Source organism: Bacillus sp. FSL M8-0071, assembly GCF_037975455.1.
Classification (GTDB): domain Bacteria; phylum Bacillota; class Bacilli; order Bacillales; family Bacillaceae; genus Bacillus; species Bacillus subtilis.
This window is the reverse complement of sequence record NZ_CP150256.1, coordinates 2141482-2161632: the sequence shown is the minus strand read 5'-3', so window position 1 is coordinate 2161632 and position 20151 is coordinate 2141482. Positions and strand designations below refer to the sequence as shown.

General features: G+C 42.6%; 25 protein-coding genes. 19 read left to right on the top strand and 6 right to left on the bottom strand.

Annotation, left to right across the window (positions count from 1 at the left end):
• Positions 1–262 precede the first annotated feature (262 nt).
• The 8 genes from ilvD to MKX71_RS10785 all read left to right on the top strand — a co-directional run bounded on the left by ilvD (position 263) and on the right by MKX71_RS10785 (position 6719).
• Positions 263–1939 carry a dihydroxy-acid dehydratase gene (gene ilvD, locus MKX71_RS10820; RefSeq protein ID WP_009967560.1) on the top strand — a complete coding sequence of 559 codons (1677 nt, stop codon included), beginning with the start codon at positions 263–265 and terminating at the stop codon, positions 1937–1939.
• 106 nt (positions 1940–2045) lie between these two features.
• Positions 2046–2480 (top strand): bacilliredoxin BrxA, encoded by a 435-nt coding sequence (gene brxA / locus MKX71_RS10815; protein ID WP_003230794.1) that lies wholly within the window; start codon positions 2046–2048, stop codon positions 2478–2480.
• A 41-nt stretch (positions 2481–2521) separates the two neighbouring features.
• The gene (locus MKX71_RS10810) at positions 2522–3295 is read left to right on the top strand and encodes a class I SAM-dependent methyltransferase (protein WP_042976327.1); all 774 of its coding nucleotides are present in this window, start codon (positions 2522–2524) and stop codon (positions 3293–3295) included.
• A 259-nt stretch (positions 3296–3554) separates the two neighbouring features.
• A complete protein-coding gene (locus MKX71_RS10805) occupies positions 3555–4166 on the top strand; it encodes a YpjP family protein (RefSeq protein WP_009967559.1) in 612 nt (203 codons plus the stop codon).
• 17 nt (positions 4167–4183) lie between these two features.
• On the top strand, positions 4184–4717 hold the full coding sequence (locus MKX71_RS10800) for a phosphatidylglycerophosphatase A (protein WP_087961595.1): 534 nt from the start codon (positions 4184–4186) through the stop codon (positions 4715–4717).
• An 83-nt stretch (positions 4718–4800) separates the two neighbouring features.
• Positions 4801–5595, top strand: a complete 795-nt coding sequence (locus MKX71_RS10795) for a thymidylate synthase (RefSeq protein ID WP_024572096.1) — start codon at positions 4801–4803, stop codon at positions 5593–5595.
• Complete coding sequence (gene dfrA, locus MKX71_RS10790) at positions 5592–6098, top strand: dihydrofolate reductase DfrA (RefSeq protein WP_088326321.1); 507 nt, start codon at positions 5592–5594, stop codon at positions 6096–6098. Before MKX71_RS10795 ends, dfrA begins: the two co-directional genes overlap by 4 nt.
• Positions 6099–6719 carry a 1-acyl-sn-glycerol-3-phosphate acyltransferase gene (locus MKX71_RS10785; protein WP_339231026.1) on the top strand — a complete coding sequence of 207 codons (621 nt, stop codon included), beginning with the start codon at positions 6099–6101 and terminating at the stop codon, positions 6717–6719.
• A 39-nt stretch (positions 6720–6758) separates the two neighbouring features.
• Here the strand turns inward: MKX71_RS10785 and MKX71_RS10780 are convergent, their stop codons facing one another.
• Together MKX71_RS10780 and MKX71_RS10775 are read right to left on the bottom strand one after the other, a co-directional pair.
• Entirely contained in the window at positions 6759–7400 is a 642-nt protein-coding gene (locus MKX71_RS10780) for a hemolysin III family protein (protein ID WP_004398522.1), read from the bottom strand.
• Between the two features lie 20 nt (positions 7401–7420).
• Entirely contained in the window at positions 7421–8416 is a 996-nt protein-coding gene (locus MKX71_RS10775; RefSeq protein WP_033884735.1) for a sigma-54-dependent transcriptional regulator, read from the bottom strand.
• Between the two features lie 248 nt (positions 8417–8664).
• Between MKX71_RS10775 and ilvA the strand changes: the two genes are divergently transcribed.
• The 7 genes from ilvA to MKX71_RS10740 all read left to right on the top strand — a co-directional run bounded on the left by ilvA (position 8665) and on the right by MKX71_RS10740 (position 14032).
• Positions 8665–9933 carry a threonine ammonia-lyase IlvA gene (gene ilvA / locus MKX71_RS10770; protein ID WP_014480067.1) on the top strand — a complete coding sequence of 423 codons (1269 nt, stop codon included), beginning with the start codon at positions 8665–8667 and terminating at the stop codon, positions 9931–9933.
• Between the two features lie 85 nt (positions 9934–10018).
• The gene (locus tag MKX71_RS10765) at positions 10019–10270 is read left to right on the top strand and encodes a DUF2535 family protein (RefSeq protein WP_004399020.1); all 252 of its coding nucleotides are present in this window, start codon (positions 10019–10021) and stop codon (positions 10268–10270) included.
• A gap of 146 nt (positions 10271–10416) precedes the next feature.
• Entirely contained in the window at positions 10417–10998 is a 582-nt protein-coding gene (gene scuA / locus MKX71_RS10760; protein WP_326237227.1) for a cytochrome c oxidase assembly accessory protein ScuA, read from the top strand.
• Between the two features lie 77 nt (positions 10999–11075).
• Entirely contained in the window at positions 11076–11843 is a 768-nt protein-coding gene (locus tag MKX71_RS10755) for an SGNH/GDSL hydrolase family protein (RefSeq protein WP_003245956.1), read from the top strand.
• A gap of 9 nt (positions 11844–11852) precedes the next feature.
• Positions 11853–12416, top strand: coding sequence for a YpmS family protein (locus MKX71_RS10750; RefSeq protein WP_015251867.1), 564 nt, complete (start codon positions 11853–11855; stop codon positions 12414–12416).
• A gap of 12 nt (positions 12417–12428) precedes the next feature.
• Positions 12429–12623, top strand: coding sequence for a protein YpmT (gene ypmT / locus MKX71_RS10745; RefSeq protein WP_003230808.1), 195 nt, complete (start codon positions 12429–12431; stop codon positions 12621–12623).
• Positions 12624–12694: 71 nt separating this feature from the next.
• Positions 12695–14032: an MATE family efflux transporter gene (locus tag MKX71_RS10740; RefSeq protein ID WP_038429191.1), complete on the top strand. Its 1338-nt coding sequence runs from the start codon at positions 12695–12697 to the stop codon at positions 14030–14032.
• A gap of 49 nt (positions 14033–14081) precedes the next feature.
• Here the strand turns inward: MKX71_RS10740 and MKX71_RS10735 are convergent, their stop codons facing one another.
• On the bottom strand, positions 14082–14507 hold the full coding sequence (locus MKX71_RS10735) for a MarR family transcriptional regulator (protein WP_004398634.1): 426 nt from the start codon (positions 14505–14507) through the stop codon (positions 14082–14084).
• Between the two features lie 131 nt (positions 14508–14638).
• Between MKX71_RS10735 and msrA the strand changes: the two genes are divergently transcribed.
• Positions 14639–15172, top strand: a complete 534-nt coding sequence (gene msrA / locus MKX71_RS10730) for a peptide-methionine (S)-S-oxide reductase MsrA (protein ID WP_003230812.1) — start codon at positions 14639–14641, stop codon at positions 15170–15172.
• Positions 15173–15607 carry a peptide-methionine (R)-S-oxide reductase MsrB gene (gene msrB / locus MKX71_RS10725; protein WP_014480061.1) on the top strand — a complete coding sequence of 145 codons (435 nt, stop codon included), beginning with the start codon at positions 15173–15175 and terminating at the stop codon, positions 15605–15607.
• Between the two features lie 43 nt (positions 15608–15650).
• On the opposite strand, the gene MKX71_RS10720 is transcribed toward msrB, so the two are convergent.
• Positions 15651–16676, bottom strand: a complete 1026-nt coding sequence (locus tag MKX71_RS10720) for a nucleoside-diphosphate sugar epimerase/dehydratase (protein WP_003230816.1) — start codon at positions 16674–16676, stop codon at positions 15651–15653.
• A gap of 370 nt (positions 16677–17046) precedes the next feature.
• On the opposite strand from MKX71_RS10720, the gene MKX71_RS10715 reads away from it, so the two are divergent.
• Positions 17047–18195 carry a phytase gene (locus MKX71_RS10715; RefSeq protein ID WP_128480799.1) on the top strand — a complete coding sequence of 383 codons (1149 nt, stop codon included), beginning with the start codon at positions 17047–17049 and terminating at the stop codon, positions 18193–18195.
• Positions 18196–18265: 70 nt separating this feature from the next.
• Here MKX71_RS10715 and cgeB read toward each other — a convergent pair whose 3' ends face one another.
• Positions 18266–19219 (bottom strand): spore maturation protein CgeB, encoded by a 954-nt coding sequence (gene cgeB / locus MKX71_RS10710; protein WP_015251872.1) that lies wholly within the window; start codon positions 19217–19219, stop codon positions 18266–18268.
• A gap of 6 nt (positions 19220–19225) precedes the next feature.
• Entirely contained in the window at positions 19226–19627 is a 402-nt protein-coding gene (cgeA, locus tag MKX71_RS10705) for a spore crust protein CgeA (RefSeq protein ID WP_003230824.1), read from the bottom strand.
• Positions 19628–19831: 204 nt separating this feature from the next.
• On the opposite strand from cgeA, the gene cgeC reads away from it, so the two are divergent.
• Positions 19832–20137, top strand: a complete 306-nt coding sequence (gene cgeC / locus MKX71_RS10700) for a spore maturation protein CgeC (RefSeq protein WP_003230826.1) — start codon at positions 19832–19834, stop codon at positions 20135–20137.
• The last annotated feature ends 14 nt before the right edge of the window (positions 20138–20151 follow it).

The following is a 20151-nucleotide window of genomic DNA, read 5'->3' as shown; positions in this document are numbered from 1 at the left end:
CTTTTTTATGTGAATTCACTTTTTATAAAAATTATTTCGAATATTGTTGAAAAATATCCGAAAACTATTTATAGTAAGTAACAATATTAATAGTTGGAGGGTTCAAATCGAAAGAAAGCTATATAAATATAAAAACACGAAAGAACAAAACAAGGTGAGGGCGGCCTGAATTTATCTTATTTGCAAAAACAGCTCATAAATAAACTGAAAATTGTCAAAATAAAATCCAATCAAACAATTGAAAGAATTTAGGAGGATCACCATGGCAGAATTACGCAGTAATATGATCACACAAGGAATCGATAGAGCTCCGCACCGCAGTTTGCTTCGTGCAGCAGGAGTAAAAGAAGAGGATTTCGGCAAGCCGTTTATTGCGGTGTGTAATTCATACATTGATATCGTTCCCGGTCATGTTCACTTGCAGGAGTTTGGGAAAATCGTAAAAGAAGCAATCAGAGAAGCAGGGGGCGTGCCGTTTGAATTTAATACCATTGGGGTAGATGATGGCATCGCAATGGGGCATATCGGTATGAGATATTCGCTGCCAAGCCGTGAAATTATCGCAGACTCTGTGGAAACGGTTGTATCCGCACACTGGTTTGACGGAATGGTCTGTATTCCGAACTGCGACAAAATCACACCGGGAATGCTTATGGCGGCAATGCGCATCAACATTCCGACGATTTTTGTCAGCGGCGGACCGATGGCGGCAGGAAGAACAAGTGACGGGCGAAAAATCTCTCTTTCCTCAGTATTCGAAGGGGTAGGCGCCTACCAAGCAGGGAAAATCAACGAAAACGAGCTTCAAGAACTAGAGCAGTTCGGATGCCCAACGTGCGGGTCTTGCTCAGGCATGTTTACGGCGAACTCAATGAACTGTCTGTCAGAAGCACTTGGTCTTGCTTTGCCGGGTAATGGAACCATTCTGGCGACATCTCCGGAACGCAAAGAGTTTGTGAGAAAATCGGCTGCGCAATTAATGGAAACGATTCGCAAAGATATCAAACCGCGTGATATCGTTACAGTAAAAGCGATTGATAACGCGTTTGCACTCGATATGGCGCTCGGAGGTTCTACAAATACCGTTCTTCATACCCTTGCCCTTGCAAACGAAGCCGGCGTTGAATACTCTTTAGAACGCATTAACGAAGTCGCTGAGCGCGTGCCGCACTTGGCCAAGCTGGCGCCTGCATCGGATGTGTTTATTGAAGATCTTCATGAAGCGGGCGGCGTGTCAGCGGCTCTGAATGAGCTTTCCAAGAAAGAAGGAGCGCTTCATTTAGACGCGCTGACTGTTACAGGAAAAACTCTTGGAGAAACCATTGCCGGACATGAAGTAAAGGATTATGACGTCATTCACCCGCTGGATCAACCATTCACTGAAAAGGGAGGCCTTGCTGTTTTATTCGGTAATCTAGCTCCGGACGGCGCTATCATTAAAACAGGCGGCGTACAGAATGGGATTACAAGACACGAAGGGCCGGCTGTCGTATTCGATTCTCAGGACGAGGCGCTTGACGGCATTATCAACCGAAAAGTAAAAGAAGGCGACGTTGTCATCATCAGATACGAAGGGCCAAAAGGCGGACCTGGCATGCCGGAAATGCTGGCGCCAACATCCCAAATCGTTGGAATGGGACTCGGGCCAAAAGTGGCATTGATTACGGACGGACGTTTTTCCGGAGCCTCCCGTGGCCTCTCAATCGGCCACGTATCACCTGAGGCCGCTGAGGGCGGGCCGCTTGCCTTTGTTGAAAACGGAGACCATATTATCGTTGATATTGAAAAACGCATCTTGGATGTACAAGTGCCAGAAGAAGAGTGGGAAAAACGAAAAGCGAACTGGAAAGGTTTTGAACCGAAAGTGAAAACCGGCTACCTGGCACGTTATTCTAAACTTGTGACAAGTGCCAACACCGGCGGTATTATGAAAATCTAGATAGCTGGGGACACTTTCTTTTATTTTAAGGCGTGAACATTTGAAATCCGGCCCTCTCTATAGTATCCTTTACTTCAGATGAAGGATACTAGAGGGGGCTTTTTTTATGTCAATGGCTTATGAAGAATACATGCGCCAGCTTGTCGTACCGATGCGCCGCGAGCTGACTGGAGCAGGTTTTGAAGAGTTAACAACAGCGGAAGAAGTAGAAAACTTTATGGAAAAGGCAGAGGGCACAACTCTTGTAGTCGTTAACTCTGTATGCGGCTGCGCGGCAGGCCTTGCGCGTCCTGCGGCTACACAGGCAGTCCTCCAGAATGACAAAACACCTGACAATACGGTGACTGTATTTGCGGGCCAAGATAAAGAAGCTACTGCGAAAATGCGTGAGTATTTTACTGGCCAGGAGCCTTCTTCACCATCAATGGCTCTTTTGAAAGGCAAAGAAGTCGTACATTTTATTCCGCGTCATGAAATTGAAGGACACGATATGGAAGAAATCATGAAAAATCTGACTGCTGCCTTCGATGCGCACTGCTAAATGCCCGTTCTCCGGGCATTTTCTTTTTGGGAGTACAGAAGATGATAACAACAAGCTATAGACCGTCTGAACACACCATAAAAACCGCAAAGCAGCTTTCTAAAGAGCTAAATATGCCATACTGCGGCCGGAATAAACAAACGGTTGAACACCTGCTGAAGTCAGCTGAACGCGATTTGCTTGTGGTCGGCAAAGAGCGGTTTGAGCTGTATACGAAACAAGGTGCCAAATTCTTTTTTCATCCGAATACAGCGATGTTTAGAGCCAAACGCTTCTTACAGGGAGAGCAAGAGCCTATGCTTCGGGCTGCCGGCTTATCTGAAGGGGATACGTTTTTAGATTGCACACTCGGGCTGGGGTCAGATGCCATTATCGCAAGTATGGCAGTAGGCGAAACGGGTTCTGTTGTTGGGATTGAAAAAAACCATCTTGTGTCTGTTTTAGTGAGGACGGGGCTGCATTCATGGGAAACGGGTATAGAAGAGCTTCAAGCTGCGATGAGAAGAATCCAGGTGAAGAATGGTGATTGCTTTGAACACATCAAGCAGCTTCCTGACAACTCTGTTGATGTGGTTTATTTCGATCCAATGTTTCATGAACCTGTAGAAACCTCTGACGGCATCGCGCCTTTACGTGATTTGGCAGAGGATTCAGTTTTGCACGAAGGATGTATCAATGAAGCGGTACGAGTCGCCAGAAAAAGCGTTGTGCTAAAAGACCACTGGAAAAGCCCGCGGTTTGAACAGTTTGGTTTTAACGTCATGAAAAGAAAAACAGCACTGTTCCATTATGGCGTCATTCAAACAAGCCCGTGATTCATATCACGGGCTTTCTGTTAATCGGTGACCTCCATGACGACAAAGTATAATAATGTTAAGAGTGAAACTGTGGCAAACAGAGCGTCAATCATGCGGAAAGCCTCCTTTCATGAAATATTGTAAGCGTTTTTACACAAAGTGCATAGCAACGAATCTCCTAATTTGCATATCAGTTTCATATAGTACATGACTTGCATGTTTTGGATGTGCTAAAATAAGAGAAACATGACAATAAAATAGAGAGGAATAAGCAGTCATGAAATTGTGGATGAGAAAGACCCTTGTGGTTTTATTTACCATTGTAACGTTCGGGCTCGTATCTCCTCCGGCTGCCCTTATGGCGGACAAGCCTTCCGGACAGCCGAGCAGTCTTGAGCAGAATGATTACACCGCTTTTTATGATGAGCATGACCTGTACGATGATGAGTCGGATGACAGGCGAGATCCTGAACTGCTTTTTCAATCGTACAAGGAACAGCTCCTTGACAGCGCTGAGGATCAGTCCTTTTTAAAATTCGGCAGCAGAATCGCTCCTGTCATTGAGGATGACTATCGGAAAGAGATCCTGCCAAAAATCGAAAATGTGATTAGTGATTATTTAGCGACATTGCAAGATGATGAGGCGTACCAAGATGTTGTGATCTCAAGCATGCCTTCAGCGGGCAAAACGGAAAAAATTTTCAACGTTTATAATCGGACAACTGGAGAAGATCTTCTCAGATTCCATGTGCGAAGAGACCACCCGCCTCATGACGGCTACTGGTTTAATTTTCATTATCATACAGCAGAAGATGGATTTCAATCACATCATGAGCTTGGGAGCATTTATTGGGACCGCAACACGCCTCCCAACTGGATGAGTGCCTAAAGGAGATGCCATTAGACATGAAAAAGTACACAATGAATGAAATGGTCGATATAACAAAGGATATGCTGAACAAACGGGGCGTTATGATAGAAGATATTGCACGGATTGTTCAAAAACTTCAGGAAAAATACAATCCAAATCTGCCGCTCAGTGTTTGCATGGAGAATGTAGAAAGAGTCCTGAACAAACGTGAAATTATTCATGCTGTTTTGACAGGCCTTGCACTCGATCAGCTTGCAGAACAGAAGCTTCTCCCCGAACCGCTGCAGCACCTTGTTGAAACAGATGAACCGCTTTACGGCATAGATGAAATTATCCCGCTTTCAATCGTTAATGTGTACGGGTCGATCGGTTTGACCAATTTCGGTTATTTGGATAAAGAGAAGATTGGAATTATTAAGGAACTTGATGAAAGTCCAGACGGTATTCACACCTTTTTGGATGATATTGTGGCAGCTCTTGCTGCAGCAGCGGCGAGCAGAATTGCACATACGCATCAGGATCTGCAAGATGAAGAAAAAGAACAGGATGAAAAGCCTGTCGTCAGCTGACTATAAAAAAATCATTTCTGGGTTCAGAAATGATTTTTTATTGTGTTACACTACTAGAAGACTACTTTTAAAGGATGAAAAAAATGAAACAGTATAAGGATTTATGCAGACATGTTTTAGAGCATGGTGAGAAAAAGGGAGACCGGACAGGGACCGGAACAATCAGCACTTTCGGATATCAAATGAGATTTAATTTACGGGAAGGCTTTCCGATGCTCACCACTAAAAAACTCCACTTTAAATCAATTGCGCATGAACTGCTGTGGTTCTTAAAAGGAGATACGAATGTACGCTATTTGCAGGAAAACGGAGTGCGAATCTGGAATGAGTGGGCTGATGAAAACGGTGAACTTGGACCTGTATATGGCTCCCAATGGCGTTCTTGGCGGGGAGCTGATGGAGAAACCATTGATCAAATTTCCCGTCTTATTGAAGATATTAAGACAAATCCGAACTCCAGACGCTTAATCGTCAGCGCCTGGAATGTTGGTGAAATTGATAAAATGGCGTTGCCGCCGTGCCATTGCCTGTTCCAATTCTATGTGTCTGACGGCAAGCTGTCCTGTCAGCTGTATCAGCGCTCTGCCGATGTTTTCTTAGGTGTGCCGTTTAATATTGCATCTTATGCCCTCCTAACCATGATGATTGCTCATGTGACTGGGCTTGAACCGGGCGAGTTCATCCATACGTTTGGTGATGTTCATATTTATCAAAATCATATTGAACAAGTCAATTTGCAGCTGGAAAGAGATGTTAGACCGCTTCCGCAGCTTCGTTTCGCCAGAAAGGTTGATTCTATTTTTAACTTTGCATTTGAGGACTTTATCATCGAGGATTATGATCCGCATCCTCATATAAAAGGGGCGGTCAGCGTATGATTTCATTCATTTTTGCGATGGATGCCAACAGGCTTATCGGCAAAGACAATGATTTGCCGTGGCATTTGCCCAATGATCTTGCATACTTTAAGAAAATAACATCGGGCCATTCAATCATTATGGGCCGGAAAACATTTGAATCGATCGGACGTCCGCTTCCAAATCGGAAAAATATTGTCGTTACCTCAGCGCCGGATTCAGAATTTCCGGGATGCACGGTTGTCAGTTCATTAAAGGATGTACTGGACATTTGTTCAGGCCCTGAAGAATGCTTTGTGATCGGAGGGGCTCAGCTCTATACGGACCTGTTCCCTTATGCGGACAGACTGTATATGACGAAAATTCATCACGAGTTTGAGGGTGACCGTCACTTTCCTGAATTTGATGAATCCAATTGGAAGCTGGTTTCTTCTGAGCAGGGGACCAAAGACGAAAAAAACCCGTATGATTACGAATTTCTAATGTATGAAAAAAAGAATTCTTCTAAAGCGGGAGGATTTTAATTGGTTCGCTACAGCCTTCTAGTGGTTTATATTGTGTATATGCTGTTAAAAAATATGAAACAATTATTTAATCAAACAATGCTCGATCCCCGTCTGTCATACAAAAAACAGATGGCTCTTGTGTACGAACAGCCAAAGGCGTTTTTAGAAGGCTGTATCGGCATCTCCGGTTCAGTTGTGACGATCCATCAGCCAGAGCCAATACCACACGGTCCTGTTTTGTATGTGCATCCCCGTTTGCGTTTGGCTGAACTGGCCTTAATTGCTGGATATATTGAGGAACCGGCCGGCTTTATCGCTAACCCAAAAGTGTTCCGCTTGCCTTTTATCGGGCAATGGCTGGATCGGATGGATGTGATTTCAGACGGGGATTCAGAAAAGGTATATGAAGATGTGACAAAACAGCTGGAAAAGGGACAAAGCCTGATTCTTTCACCAGATGGTTCTATTGATCCTGTAGAACTTGCGGCCCGCTATCATCTTCCGTTGGTGATGGTGGAAACGAAAGGAACAGATAACATGCAAAAGGGCTCGTTTTTTAAACGCTTAAAACCGGCAGACATTGAATTGTCCTTTTCAAAAGCTTATATACCTGCCAATGAAAAACAATTACGTGCATAAAAAAAGCGCAGTCGTGAAGACTGCGCTTTTCTGTTACTGTTACGAAAGGAAAGGCACCTTTACACAATAGAAGAGCACGCAGAAAAACATGGCAGCGCTCCCGCCCAATACAAAGCTGTGCCAAATGGCGTGATGGAAGGGGATCTTTTTCCAAATGTAAAAGATGGTTCCGACAGAGTATAAAATGCCGCCGAGAAAAAGGAGGCTGAATCCCGCTCCGCTCAGTGAAGCATATAAAGGTTTAACTGCAATAATCATCAGCCACCCCATGACTAAATACACGAAGGTTGACAATAGGATAAACCGTTTCACAAAGAAAATTTTAAAAACGATTCCGCCTAGGGCAAGTGACCATACGATAACCAACAGGGTAAAGCCGAGTGTGCCTTTCAGCGGCCCAAGCAAAAAAGGCGTGTAGGTTCCGGCGATGAGTACGTAAATTGCGCTATGATCAATAATCTCCAAAATGTCCTTCGTTTTTTTATGTGTGATGCTGTGAAGCAGGGTGGAGCTCAAATATAACAGCAGCATAGAGACACCGAATATTGTAAAGCTGACAATGTCCCATGCAGACCCGTAATTAGCCGCAAATATGATTAGAAACACTAATGCTGGGATGGATAAGAGGACACCGATGCCGTGTGTAATCGCATTGGCGATCTCTTCTTTGATTGTAAACAAGTACATTCTCCTTTCGATCGCTAGATCATTTGATTTTTTAACGTCTCTATAAAGCTCAAGCCCTCAAAGGTAATTTTTGTGCCTGCGCGTCCGCGGCTTTTGGTGACATAATCTTTTTTCTCCAAATAGTCGAGACGGCTTCTGACCTGCTGAGGAGTTAACGAGGTTTGGGTATTTTTGCTGTGTTCAGAAATGATCCGTCTGCTGGCAGGTTCTCCTTTTTCGTTCAATACTTTTATTGTTTCCAAAATAAACAAAAACTCAGCTTTTTCCATTAAAGTCAGCAGCTTCGCTTTTTTCTTCGACGTTTTTCCGTCTATCGCGCCTCTAATATATGGCGGCAGGTCATATGGCTGGATCGTTCCTCCGCTTGATACTGCCGCCATATAATCTGCAGCGTTTTTTAATTCCCTGACATTGCCTTCAAATGCATGCTTCTCAAGAACCGGAAAAACGGAGGGATCGATTAACAATTGCTGACCGGAATTTGAGAGAAAATGCTGTGTCAAAAGCGGAATATCGCTTTTTCGTTCCGATAATTCGGGCAGTGTGAGCGTTAAAATGTTCAGTCTGTAGAATAAGTCTTGCCTGAATGTATGTTCCACGGATCGGTCTGCAGAAGCACAGATCATTCGCGGTTTCTCCGTGTCTGAATCAAGCGCTTTTAACAGCTGAGCTTGTACAGAAGCAGGCATGCGCCATACATCATCAAGAAAAAGGGTTCCTCGTACCGCTTTTTGAAAAACACCTGTGTTTCCGTTAGGGCCAAAAAGCTCATGAATAAGGGTTTCTTCCGAATGGGTGCTGCAATTGACGCTTATAAACGGTTCATTGCTTCTCGAAGATTCCAAGTGTATGGCATGTGCGAAGTGATTTTTGCCTGTTCCGATTTTTCCTGTTATTAAGACAGGAAGCTCCGATAACGAGAACTGCTTGGCGATTCGCTTCGCTTCCAGGAAAGTTTGATGTTCTCCGATTAGATGTTGAAATGTATTGAGTTTTGGTGCACTATTCATCAATTGGCTCCTTTTGGTTCTAATTGGTTTCATTATATCATGCCTTTTGGTTGAAAACACCCTTTATTTTACGATCATCTTTTTTCTTGGCTCTGCAGGATAATGGTTGAACAGAAGTTACCACAAGATGTGGTGGACATAGTCTGTATTTTTTTAATTATTAAATAAAAATAATTGTCTTATTTTTTGAATATTCATGTTATAATGGCATATTAAATAGGGATTTAAAACAAGAAAGGAATCTGTACATGAAACCGTTGCTTAAAGAAAACTCTCTCATCCAAGTGAAAGACATTTTGAAGGCTCACCAAAACGTAAAGGACGTTGTCATTCACACACCTTTGCAGAGGAATGACAGACTTTCTGAGAGATATGAATGCAATATCTATTTAAAACGCGAAGACTTGCAAGTTGTCAGATCTTTTAAGCTCAGAGGGGCTTATCATAAAATGAAACAGCTTTCCAGCGAGCAGACAGAGAACGGAGTTGTGTGTGCAAGTGCCGGAAACCACGCTCAAGGTGTGGCATTTTCGTGTAAACATCTTGGCATTCACGGGAAAATTTTTATGCCGTCTACTACACCGAGACAAAAAGTATCTCAAGTTGAACTATTCGGAAAAGGATTTATCGATATTATTTTGACAGGCGATACGTTTGACGACGCGTATAAAAGCGCTGCTGAATGCTGTGAGGCGGAATCTCGGACGTTTATCCATCCGTTCGATGATCCGGATGTGATGGCCGGACAGGGAACGCTCGCAGTCGAGATTTTAAACGACATTGATACAGAACCGCATTTTCTTTTTGCAAGTGTCGGAGGCGGCGGCCTTCTCTCTGGGGTAGGTACATATTTGAAAAACGTGTCTCCTGATACAAAGGTAATTGCTGTTGAGCCGGCGGGAGCGGCATCCTACTTTGAATCAAACAAAGCTGGGCATGTCGTCACACTTGATAAAATTGACAAGTTTGTAGATGGTGCGGCTGTTAAAAAAATTGGCGAGGAAACCTTCCGGACGCTGGAAACTGTCGTTGATGACATTCTCCTTGTGCCTGAAGGAAAAGTATGTACATCCATTCTTGAATTATATAACGAATGTGCGGTTGTTGCTGAACCGGCTGGAGCTCTTTCTGTCGCAGCGCTTGATTTGTACAAGGATGAAATTAAAGGGAAAAACGTGGTGTGTGTGGTAAGCGGGGGCAATAACGATATCGGAAGAATGCAGGAAATGAAGGAGCGTTCCTTGATTTTTGAAGGTCTTCAGCATTATTTTATCGTCAACTTTCCGCAAAGAGCGGGGGCGCTCCGCGAATTTCTTGACGAAGTCCTCGGGCCGAATGATGACATTACAAGATTTGAATATACGAAGAAAAATAATAAAAGCAATGGACCTGCTCTTGTCGGCATCGAGCTGCAGAACAAAGCCGATTATGGGCCGCTGATTGAACGGATGAACAAAAAACCGTTTCATTATGTAGAGGTGAACAAGGATGAGGACTTGTTCCATTTGCTGATCTAATTTTTTTACACAACCGCGCAAAATGACAGACAGCCCGGCTGGCATCATATATAATAGAAGAAAAACAAAAAAGAGGATTGATAGCTTGTTACTCAAAAGCCTAGAGTTCAAACGCGGTGACGGGATTCAGGTGAAAGTGACAGAAATACCTGTATTAAAGGAAGATGAGCACTATTTCTTTATGTTACATCACCATTTGCAATTCTACTTAAAAGAAGTGTTTTCATCAAACAGCAGGGCAAAAGTGTATTCTTTCCGACATTATATGAAGCGCCGGATGAAGTGGGCAGATTATCAGGCTGTATTTCATCAAGAGGTGTTAAAGCACAACGCGTAACATGCCGTTTTTTACCTGCATGCCCTCCTTTGTAATCGTTAATGGGAGGCATGCAGGATTTTTTTTGCTCAGTATCGAATACAAACATGGGACAGTAAGGACGGTTTTAGAAAGCGTTTTTATGATGGCTGGAAAGGGTGGATGTCATGAAGGTTATCAACGGGTTAACGGCTGGGCTGATTTTTCTGTTTTTGTGTGCATGCGGAGGACAGCAGATTAAAAATCCGCTCAATTACGAGGTGGAGCCTTTTACATTTCAAAACCAAGACGGCAAGAACGTTTCTTTAGAGAGTTTAAAAGGAGAAGTATGGCTGGCGGATTTTATTTTTACCAATTGTGAAACTGTATGTCCGCCAATGACCGCTCATATGACCGATCTGCAAAAAAAACTGAAAGCCGAAAATATAGATGTCCGCATCATATCATTTAGTGTTGACCCAGAAAACGATAAGCCGAAACAGCTGAAGAAATTTGCCGCAAATTATCCATTATCTTTTGATAACTGGGATTTTCTCACGGGATACAGCCAGAGTGAGATTGAGGAGTTCGCACTTAAGAGCTTTAAAGCGATCGTAAAGAAGCCGGAGGGAGAGGACCAAGTGATTCATCAATCTTCTTTTTATTTGGTAGGTCCGGACGGTAAGGTGCTGAAAGATTACAATGGAGTAGAGAATACACCGTACGATGATATCATTTCCGATGTGAAGTCAGCCACTACACTCAAGTAAGCTAAGAGACTAGGCATTTGCAAATCTTCTAAAACATGATACACTTTCCACTAGTAGAATGGGAAGGAGCAACAAGATTGAAGCTGCGCATTTTTTCAATCATGGCCAGTTTGATTTTGCTTCTTACTGCGTGTACGAGCATACGTACATCATCTGAGGGAAAACAAAAAGCCCATGAAACGAAAACAAAAGAACACATTGTCATAGCGGCTGTCGGAGATTCGCTGACAGAAGGAGTCGGAGATCCCGACGGAAAGGGATATGTCGGCAAGGTGGCGGATTCTATCCGGTCAGATAAACAAGTCAAAACGGTCGACGTGAAAAATTATGCCGTAAAAGGGAACCGTTCGGATGATTTATTAGAAAAACTAAAAGATAAAAAGGTTCAAAAAGGCATAAAGGACGCAGATTATGTCTTTTTTACAATTGGCGGTAATGATTTGATGAAAATCCTTCGCCAAAACTTTCTGCAATTAACCGTTGAACCGTTTCAGGAAGCGGAAAAACCGTACGAAAAGCGCTTTGAAAAAATCATTTCTGAAATTCGCGAGCTGAATGATCACGCTGAGCTGATTTATGTTAGCATGTACAATCCGTTTACGTTTACGTTATCAGAACTAAATGAAATAAATGGTGTCGTCACGGATTGGAACCATATTGCTGAAAAAGAGCTGAAAAAAGATAAACATGCAAAAATCGTTCATATCGAAGATTTGTTCAATCAAAAAAGTGACAGCAGCCGAATTTCCGAGGAAGATGATTTTCATCCTAATGGTACGGGTTATTCTCTTATCGCAAAGCGCGTCTATCAAGCCATTAAAAAAGAAGGATTACCGAAAGAGTAGGGTGACAGTATGAATAAGTGGAAGCGACTGTTTTTTATATTGCTTGCAATCAATTTTATCCTCGCCGCCGGGTTTGTGGCACTTGTTTTGCTCCCGGGGGAACAGGCTCAGGTGAAGGATTCATCTGAGAGCGAGTATGGATTTCAAGTGACAAGCACAAAAGAATCATTAGCTGCGTTTGTTAACTCATATTTAAACGACAAAGCATCAAACAAGCTTGATTATAAAGTAGAGATTGATGATGATGTTCATGTCGCAGGGAAAATCAAGGCATTTTCCACGTCTATTGATGCGTTTATCGCTTTTGAGCCGACCGTGAAAAAAAACGGTGATGTAGAGCTGAATGTCACGAAATTTTCGTTAGGGAAATTGAGTATACCAATTAGCTTTGTGTTAAATTATATGGACAGCTTTTATGAATTGCCGTCATTTGTCCATGTTCACCCCGGAGATAAAAGCATTGAAGTGCGTTTGTCAGAAATGCCTTTAACGAATGGAATGTATGTCAAAGCGGATAAGATAAATTTAGAAAAAGATGAAATTGAGTTTTCCTATTACCATCCTAAACAATAGAGGTGACTGAAAATGAAACGGATTTACCAGTATTTCAGTTTATTATCCTTTACATTTTCCCTGTATTTCGGCTGGCTTGCTTATCATCATCTGGCTGCTGAAGACATGGATCAAATGTATTTGAATGTTTCCTATTGTGCCTTGTTCCTAAGTGTGATGGTGTTTACATTCGGTATGCGAGACCGAAAAAAAACCGATAAGTCATGAAAAAAGAGACATGAAACAACGTCTCTTTTTTCGTGCGGTCCGAAGAAAATTTGAGAACACAAGGAGAAAAGATGAAAGCATACGATTTTACACAGGGGAATGTGCTGAAACAGCTTGTACTGTTTTCAATGCCTATTATGCTCGGAAACGCATTGCAGGTTTCCTTTCAATTTATAGACAGCTTGTGGATCGGCAATTTACTGGGGGCAAAGGCCCTTGGGGCAGCCGCGGTATCAAGCACGATTGTTTTGACCGTGCTGTCTTTTATTTTGGGCCTTAACAATGCGACGTTAACCATTTTATCTCAGCAAAAAGGAAAAGATGATATAAAAGGAATGGCGTCGTATATTAACGCTTTTGTTGTTTTATTAACAGGCCTAAGCATCGGATTCGGCGCGGCCGGTTTTTTTCTCTCAGAGCTTTTGCTGCGTCTTCTAAAAACGCCGGAGTCAATGATACCGCTTGCTGAGACGTATTTACAGATTCAATTTATCGGCATTTTATTTTTGTTTGGTTATAACTTTATCAGTACTGTGCTTCGTGCGCTGGGCGACAGCAAGACACCTCTCCGGTTTATTGCGTTTGCTGTTGTACTGAATACAGTGCTTGCACCGCTCTTTATTTCTGTGTTCCGCATGGGAATAGCGGGAGCGGCTTATTCAACGATTTTGTCACAGGGCATTGCGTTTTTGTATGGGTTGTTTTATGTCATCAAACACAAGCTTGTGCCATTCTCGATTCCGAGAATGCCCAAGTGGGAAGAGTCCGCGCTGATTTTGAAACTCGGGATTCCGGCAGGTCTGCAGATGATGGTGATTACAGGCGGTATGATGGCGATTATGAGTGTTGTTAACTCATACGGGGATCACGTGGTATCAGGCTTTGGCGCGGTGCAGCGGCTTGATAGCATCATCACGCTTCCAGCAATGGCTGCCGGTACGGCCGTCAATAGTATGGCAGGGCAAAATATGGGAATCGGAAACGAAAAAAGAGTGGGAACAATTGCAAGGCTAGGTGTGATAGCTGTTATTTCCTGCATGCTGGTGATTGCGGTTATGATTTGGGTATTTGGTAAATATCTCATAAGGTTATTTATCAGTGAGCCTGATGCGGTCGCATTTGGTGAACAATATTTGAAGTGGATCGCGTTTTTCTACCCTTTTATTGGGATTAATTTTGTGCTGAACGGAATCGTCAGGGCCGCGGGAGCGATGCTGCAGGTTCTGGTATTAAATTTGATCTCGTTTTGGGTGTTGAGGTATCCTTTCACAGCTCTATTTTCAGCTTGGCTTGGACAAAAAGGAATCGGGCTTGGAATCGGAATGAGTTTTTTATTTAGCAGCTGCGCGGCATTTTTGTATTATAGATATGGCCGCTGGAAAGCAATGAAGCTGTTTACTGAAAAATAAGTGAAGCACTGCGAAAAGCACATACCTATATATCGGTATGTGCTTTTTTTCACCGTTTTTTATCAAGTTTGCTGAAGAGCTCGATTAACGTGGCAAGTTCAGCATCAGTGTAGCAGTCAAAGCGTTTAAAGAAATATTCCGTTTTTTTCTCGTTAAAGTGCTGAAGGACTTTTTCGCCCGCTTCAGTGATATGAATGCGGATGATGCGTCTGTCTTCCTTCGATCTGATTCTCGTAATCCATTCCTTTTCTACCAGCGCATCGGTCACAGCCGTAATGTGGCTTGCCGATACCTCTAAAATAGGCGCAAATTCAGTGACTTTTTTAGGCCCTTGTTCACTGAGGATCCGAAGAATGGTGAATTCATTCCGCGACAGCTCTTTATCTAAAATTTCATTGATTTCATTGCGTATTTGTTTAAAGACTTTACGGAGTAAAGTTTCCATATCGTACATCATCTGTGTTCTTACTTTCAAATTTGTGAACCTCCATTACATAAGCATATTGCTTAAAACCTATAGATTTTATTGAAAAGCAGAATCATTTTCATTCTATTTTTACATGCTATAATATAATAATACCACGTATTAACAAAGGAGGCACCAGTATGTCTGAAAAAAAAGAAATCGCCACATTTGCAGGAGGCTGTTTTTGGTGTATGGTTAAACCTTTTGACGAACAGCCGGGAATTGAAAAAGTGGTGTCCGGGTATACAGGCGGCCATACTGAAAACCCTACGTATGAAGAGGTGTGCAGTGAAACGACGGGACATCGTGAAGCCGTTCAAATCACGTTTCATCCTGATGTATTCCCTTATGAAAAACTGCTTGAATTATTTTGGCAGCAAATCGATCCGACAGATGCCGGAGGGCAATTTGCTGATCGCGGCAGTTCCTATCGCGCAGCCATTTTTTATCATAATGATAAACAAAAGGAGCTTGCGGAAGCTTCCAAGCAACGTCTGGCGGAAAGCGGCATCTTTAAAGATCCGATTGTAACGGACATTTTAAAAGCTGAACCTTTCTATGAAGCGGAAGGCTACCATCAGCATTTTTATAAAAAGAATCCAGCACATTATCAGCGCTACCGGACAGGTTCCGGACGAGCGGGATTTATCAGCGAGCATTGGGGGGCTAAATAAATGGCGTACAATAAAGAAGAAAAAATAAAGTCATTAAATCGCATGCAATATGAAGTAACGCAAAATAACGGCACGGAGCCGCCGTTTCAAAATGAATATTGGGATCATAAGGAAGAAGGGTTGTATGTAGACATTGTGTCAGGCAAGCCATTGTTTACATCCAAAGATAAATTTGATTCCCACTGCGGCTGGCCAAGCTTTACAAAGCCGATTGAAGAAGAAGAAGTGGAAGAAAAACTGGACACGAGCCACGGCATGATTCGCACAGAAGTAAGAAGCCGAACTGCTGATTCTCATCTTGGCCACGTATTTAATGACGGACCTGGTCCAAACGGACTTCGTTACTGCATAAATTCAGCAGCGCTGCGGTTTGTTCCGAAGCATAAGCTAAAAGAAGAAGGATACGAAAGCTATCTGCATCTCTTTAATAAATAAACTGTTAAAAACAGGCCTGCCTAATGGATAGACAGGCTTGTTTTTATGCCTTTTTCTCTTGATGCAATTCTTCAATAATCTGTGCAATTCTTTCTTTCGTAATGAGCGGGGCTTGATCTGATTGATACCCAGGCAGATTAACTTTGCGAAAGTCAGGATGTTTTTCCGGCTCTGGAAGGATCGCATAAAGGTTGCCCCATTCATACAGTGATTCAATTTCATGTGGAGATGTTAATTCTTCGTGAAGCTTTTCACCTGGACGCTTGCCCACTTCTACTGCAGCCGGCCGCGGGAGCCCGTGCTGCGATGCATATTCTTCAAACCCATGAATCAGTTCTTCAAGTTTCAGTGATTCCATTTTGAAAATAAAGGTTTCTCCGCCTTTTGTAATAGCAGCCGATTGTAATGTCAATGTAGCTGCATCGTCTATTGACATGAAAAATCTGGTCATGTTTTTGTCTGTGATGGTCAGGGGTTCACCCTCCATCATCTGTTCAAATAATATGGGGATGACCGAACCTCTGGAACCGAGAACATTTCCAAAGCGGACCGAACAAAACAAGGTTCCTTTGTTTTGGACGTGGCGGTTTGCTTGATGAAACAGCTTTTCAGATAACAGCTTGGTGGCACCCATTGTGTTCACAGGAGATACAGCTTTATCTGTACTGATATTAATGACATGCTGCACTCGGTGTGAAAGGGCAGCTTCCACCACATTTTGTCCGCCGATGAGATTGGTCTGGATCGCTTCAAATGGATGGTCCTCACATGTCGGAACCTGTTTCAGCGCAGCCGCGTGAAAGACGATATCGACGCCTTTCATCACCTGATTCACCCTTCTGTGATCGCGTACATCTCCAAGTACAAATAATAGCCGCTTATCCTCCGCATACTTTTGGCTCATGACATACTGTTTACTGTCGTCTTTGCTGAATACAATCACCTGTTTAGGTGTAAGCATCAAAAGGCGTTTGACAATTTGACTCCCGATTGAACCCGTTCCGCCAGTGACTAAAACTGTTTTGTTATGGAAAAATGGTTTTAGTTCTGCTGTTTGCTGTTTAGGCATGGCTTATCCTCCAACTCTCGTTTCTCTACCATGCATCATATGTTCAACTTTGTAATCGAATTAATGAAAGCAACCAATAAAACAAAATTTAGGGGAATGATCATGTCACAAAGTGTTCTTTTTTAATAGAAAATGGAAAAACGGACGTAACTAGGGAACAACAAAACTAAATAAACAATGTACTAAATTTTCAACATATTTTTATTTCGATCCGCAAAAGCAAATCTGGCAAAGTCATCTCACGTACCTCTTTGGGGAATAAGTTGTTTATGAGTCAGAAACCCTATAAAAAAAGGTTCATTTTCCTCACGGTAATCACCTGTATATATTTTACAATAGTAGTGATAGTGATAAAAGAGGAGGGTACCAAATGAAGGTTTCAAAAACAATGCTGCTAAGCACTGCCGCGGGTTTATTGCTTAGCCTGACAGCAACCTCTGTGTCGGCTCATTATGTGAATGAGGAACATCTTTTCAAAGTGACTGCACACACGGAGACAGATCCGGTCGCATCTGGCGATGACGCAGCAGATGACCCGGCCATTTGGGTTCATGAAAAACACCCGGAAAAAAGCAAGTTGATTACAACAAATAAGAAGTCAGGGCTCGTTGTGTATGATTTAGACGGAAAACAGCTTCATTCTTATGAGTTTGGCAAGCTCAATAATGTCGATTTGCGCTATGATTTTCCATTGAACGGCGAAAAAATTGATATTGCTGCAGCATCCAACCGGTCCGAAGGAAAAAATACAATTGAAGTATATGCAATAGACGGGGATAAAGGAAAATTGAAAAGCATTACAGATCCGAACCATCCTATTTCCACCAATATTTCTGAGGTTTATGGATTCAGCTTGTATCACAGCCAGAAAACAGGAGCATTTTACGCATTAGTGACAGGCAAACAAGGGGAATTTGAGCAGTATGAAATTGTTGATGGTGGAAAGGGTTATGTAACAGGGAAAAAGGTGCGTGAATTTAAGTTGAATTCTCAGACCGAAGGCCTTGTTGCGGATGATGAGTACGGAAACCTATACATAGCAGAGGAAGATGAGGCCATCTGGAAATTTAACGCTGAGCCCGGCGGAGGATCAAAGGGGCAGGTGGTTGACCGTGCGACAGGAGATCATTTGACAGCTGATATTGAAGGACTGACAATCTATTATGCACCAAATGGCAAAGGATATCTCATGGCTTCAAGTCAAGGAAATAACAGCTATGCAATGTATGAACGGCAGGGGAAAAATCGCTATGTAGCCAACTTTGAGATTACAGATGGCGAGAAAATAGACGGTACTAGTGACACGGATGGTATTGATGTTCTCGGTTTCGGACTTGGCCCAAAATATCCATACGGGATTTTTGTGGCGCAGGACGGCGAAAATATCGATAACGGACAAGCCGTCAATCAAAATTTCAAAATTGTATCGTGGGAACAAATTGCACAGCATCTCGGCGAAATGCCTGATCTTCATAAACAGGTAAATCCGAGGAAGCTGAAAGACCGTTCTGACGGCTAGAATAGAAAGCAGCTTGTGCAGCTGCTTTTTTCTATGAATAAAAAAATCGTTCATAGCAATGAACGATTTTTCAAGAAAGCGCCAGATGAATCGCTTTTAGTTTTGCAGGAAGCTCATCAAACGTAAATGCGGGTACGGTCTCTTTATAATTGGCTGCTGCAGCTTTTTGCCGTTCTTCAGGGTGGTAGATATAGAAAGCGGCTTTTTCCTTAAAGTCGTTCATGCCGTGATAAGAAATAAAGGATGAAAAAGGATGTGCCGCGGGTAAATCTGTTAATTGAAATGCTTCGCATGCAGCGATATCAAACGTTCGGTTATTAAAACTGGTATTTTTGATGCGCATAGTATTTTGGTTGAAAGCAAAATGATAGGGACGATGCGCATTAATTACGATGTCTGCCCCATTATAATAATGAACGGCCTGTTCGGGTGGAACCCATGTGCTGACGACATCAATATGCGGCTGTTTGAGCACTTTTTTAGGCAGATATTTTCCCCATTCCTTGCCGATTACCCGAACCGTGAATGGCAGATGGACCGCTTCTTTCATAAGCTGAACCCGATTAGGGTAAGGATAGCCGATGATTAACAGATTTGAATGATAGGAATGTTCGGTGCCCATTTTTTTAAACAGCCGATGGTTAACTGGTATCGGAACATAATAGACGTTCTGGTAGCCGAGCTCTTGATAGTAGAGAGCTGCATTTTGTTCTATCGTTAATATGGCGTCAGCAAGCTTAATTACCTGAAGGCTGATATCCATATAAAATGGGTCTTCGGTCAGCCAAACATACACGGGGATATCCTTACCCTTTAACCAGGTCAGCCAGTCGTGAGGAACGCGGTCTCCAACCATCATAAGTGTGAAATCCGGCTGAAACGCTTCGATCTTCATCAAAGATTCTGCTTCAGGTTTATCTGCAATCATATACTCTGTATGAGTGTTCTGAAAACATTCTTCAGCCCAGCGATCAAAATAACTGTATATTCCTCCGTATCCCGACTGGATATACAAGACTTTCATCGGATGTTATGAAAAGAACGTAACGCTTTCTACTTTGTCTACATCAATTAATGTTGTAGCTTGGCCTGCCGGAGTGACGGAGCTTTCCTGTGTTACAAATACGATCCCGTGAACCTGATCGAAAGCAACGAAAACAACCGGTCCGATCATGTCACCTGAATCAGTCACAATGCTGATTGTCGTGCCTGGCGTAATTCTGGCAAAAATCCATCTTGCCGGAAGAGAAGGGTCTAAAATAGATTCTGCCGTAACCGTTTCACTTTCATCTACTTTTTGATCGATGGCAGCATCAAGCAAGGCTTTAAGATTACTATCCATATTTTCTCCTCCTTCTGTTGCAGTTGGAAATAAAGGGCTTAAAACGGCTTTAATTAAATCCTTTTTTAACTGTGCATTTTCAGAGCTCATTACACACACCTCCTATTCGATAGTGAACTCACGTTATTCATATTCTTCCGGCTGTTATTTGGTATGAGTCGAACGCCGTACCTGATCTATTTTTCATCTATTTAAGGAAAATGCTGATTTTTTAATGGAGTGGACATAGCCTATACCATAAATCGAAGTCGCACATATTGTGAAACAGAGATAAGGATAAGGGAGAGGGATGATTTGGATTTAGAGAAACAAGTGGATCGAGAAGAAAACCAAGATGATCTGCATTTTATTTTGCTTTTGCTGATTCTGCTTATACGTCAATCGTCTTCTGAAGGAAATCCATCTGACCTCAGACGCCAGCTTGTTTTTGCAAAAGAGCTGGGCGTACCGGTTTCAAAAGTCAATTTGATCAACGGAGATACACTTCAAAATGTCATCGTAAAAGAAGTTCTGACTGATTTGGTTATTTTCCAAAACCCGTTAAATAACACGAGATCTCATGTTTCACTCTCAAGTGTTGTAAGCTGGGGTGCTTTTTAAATGATGACAGAGGC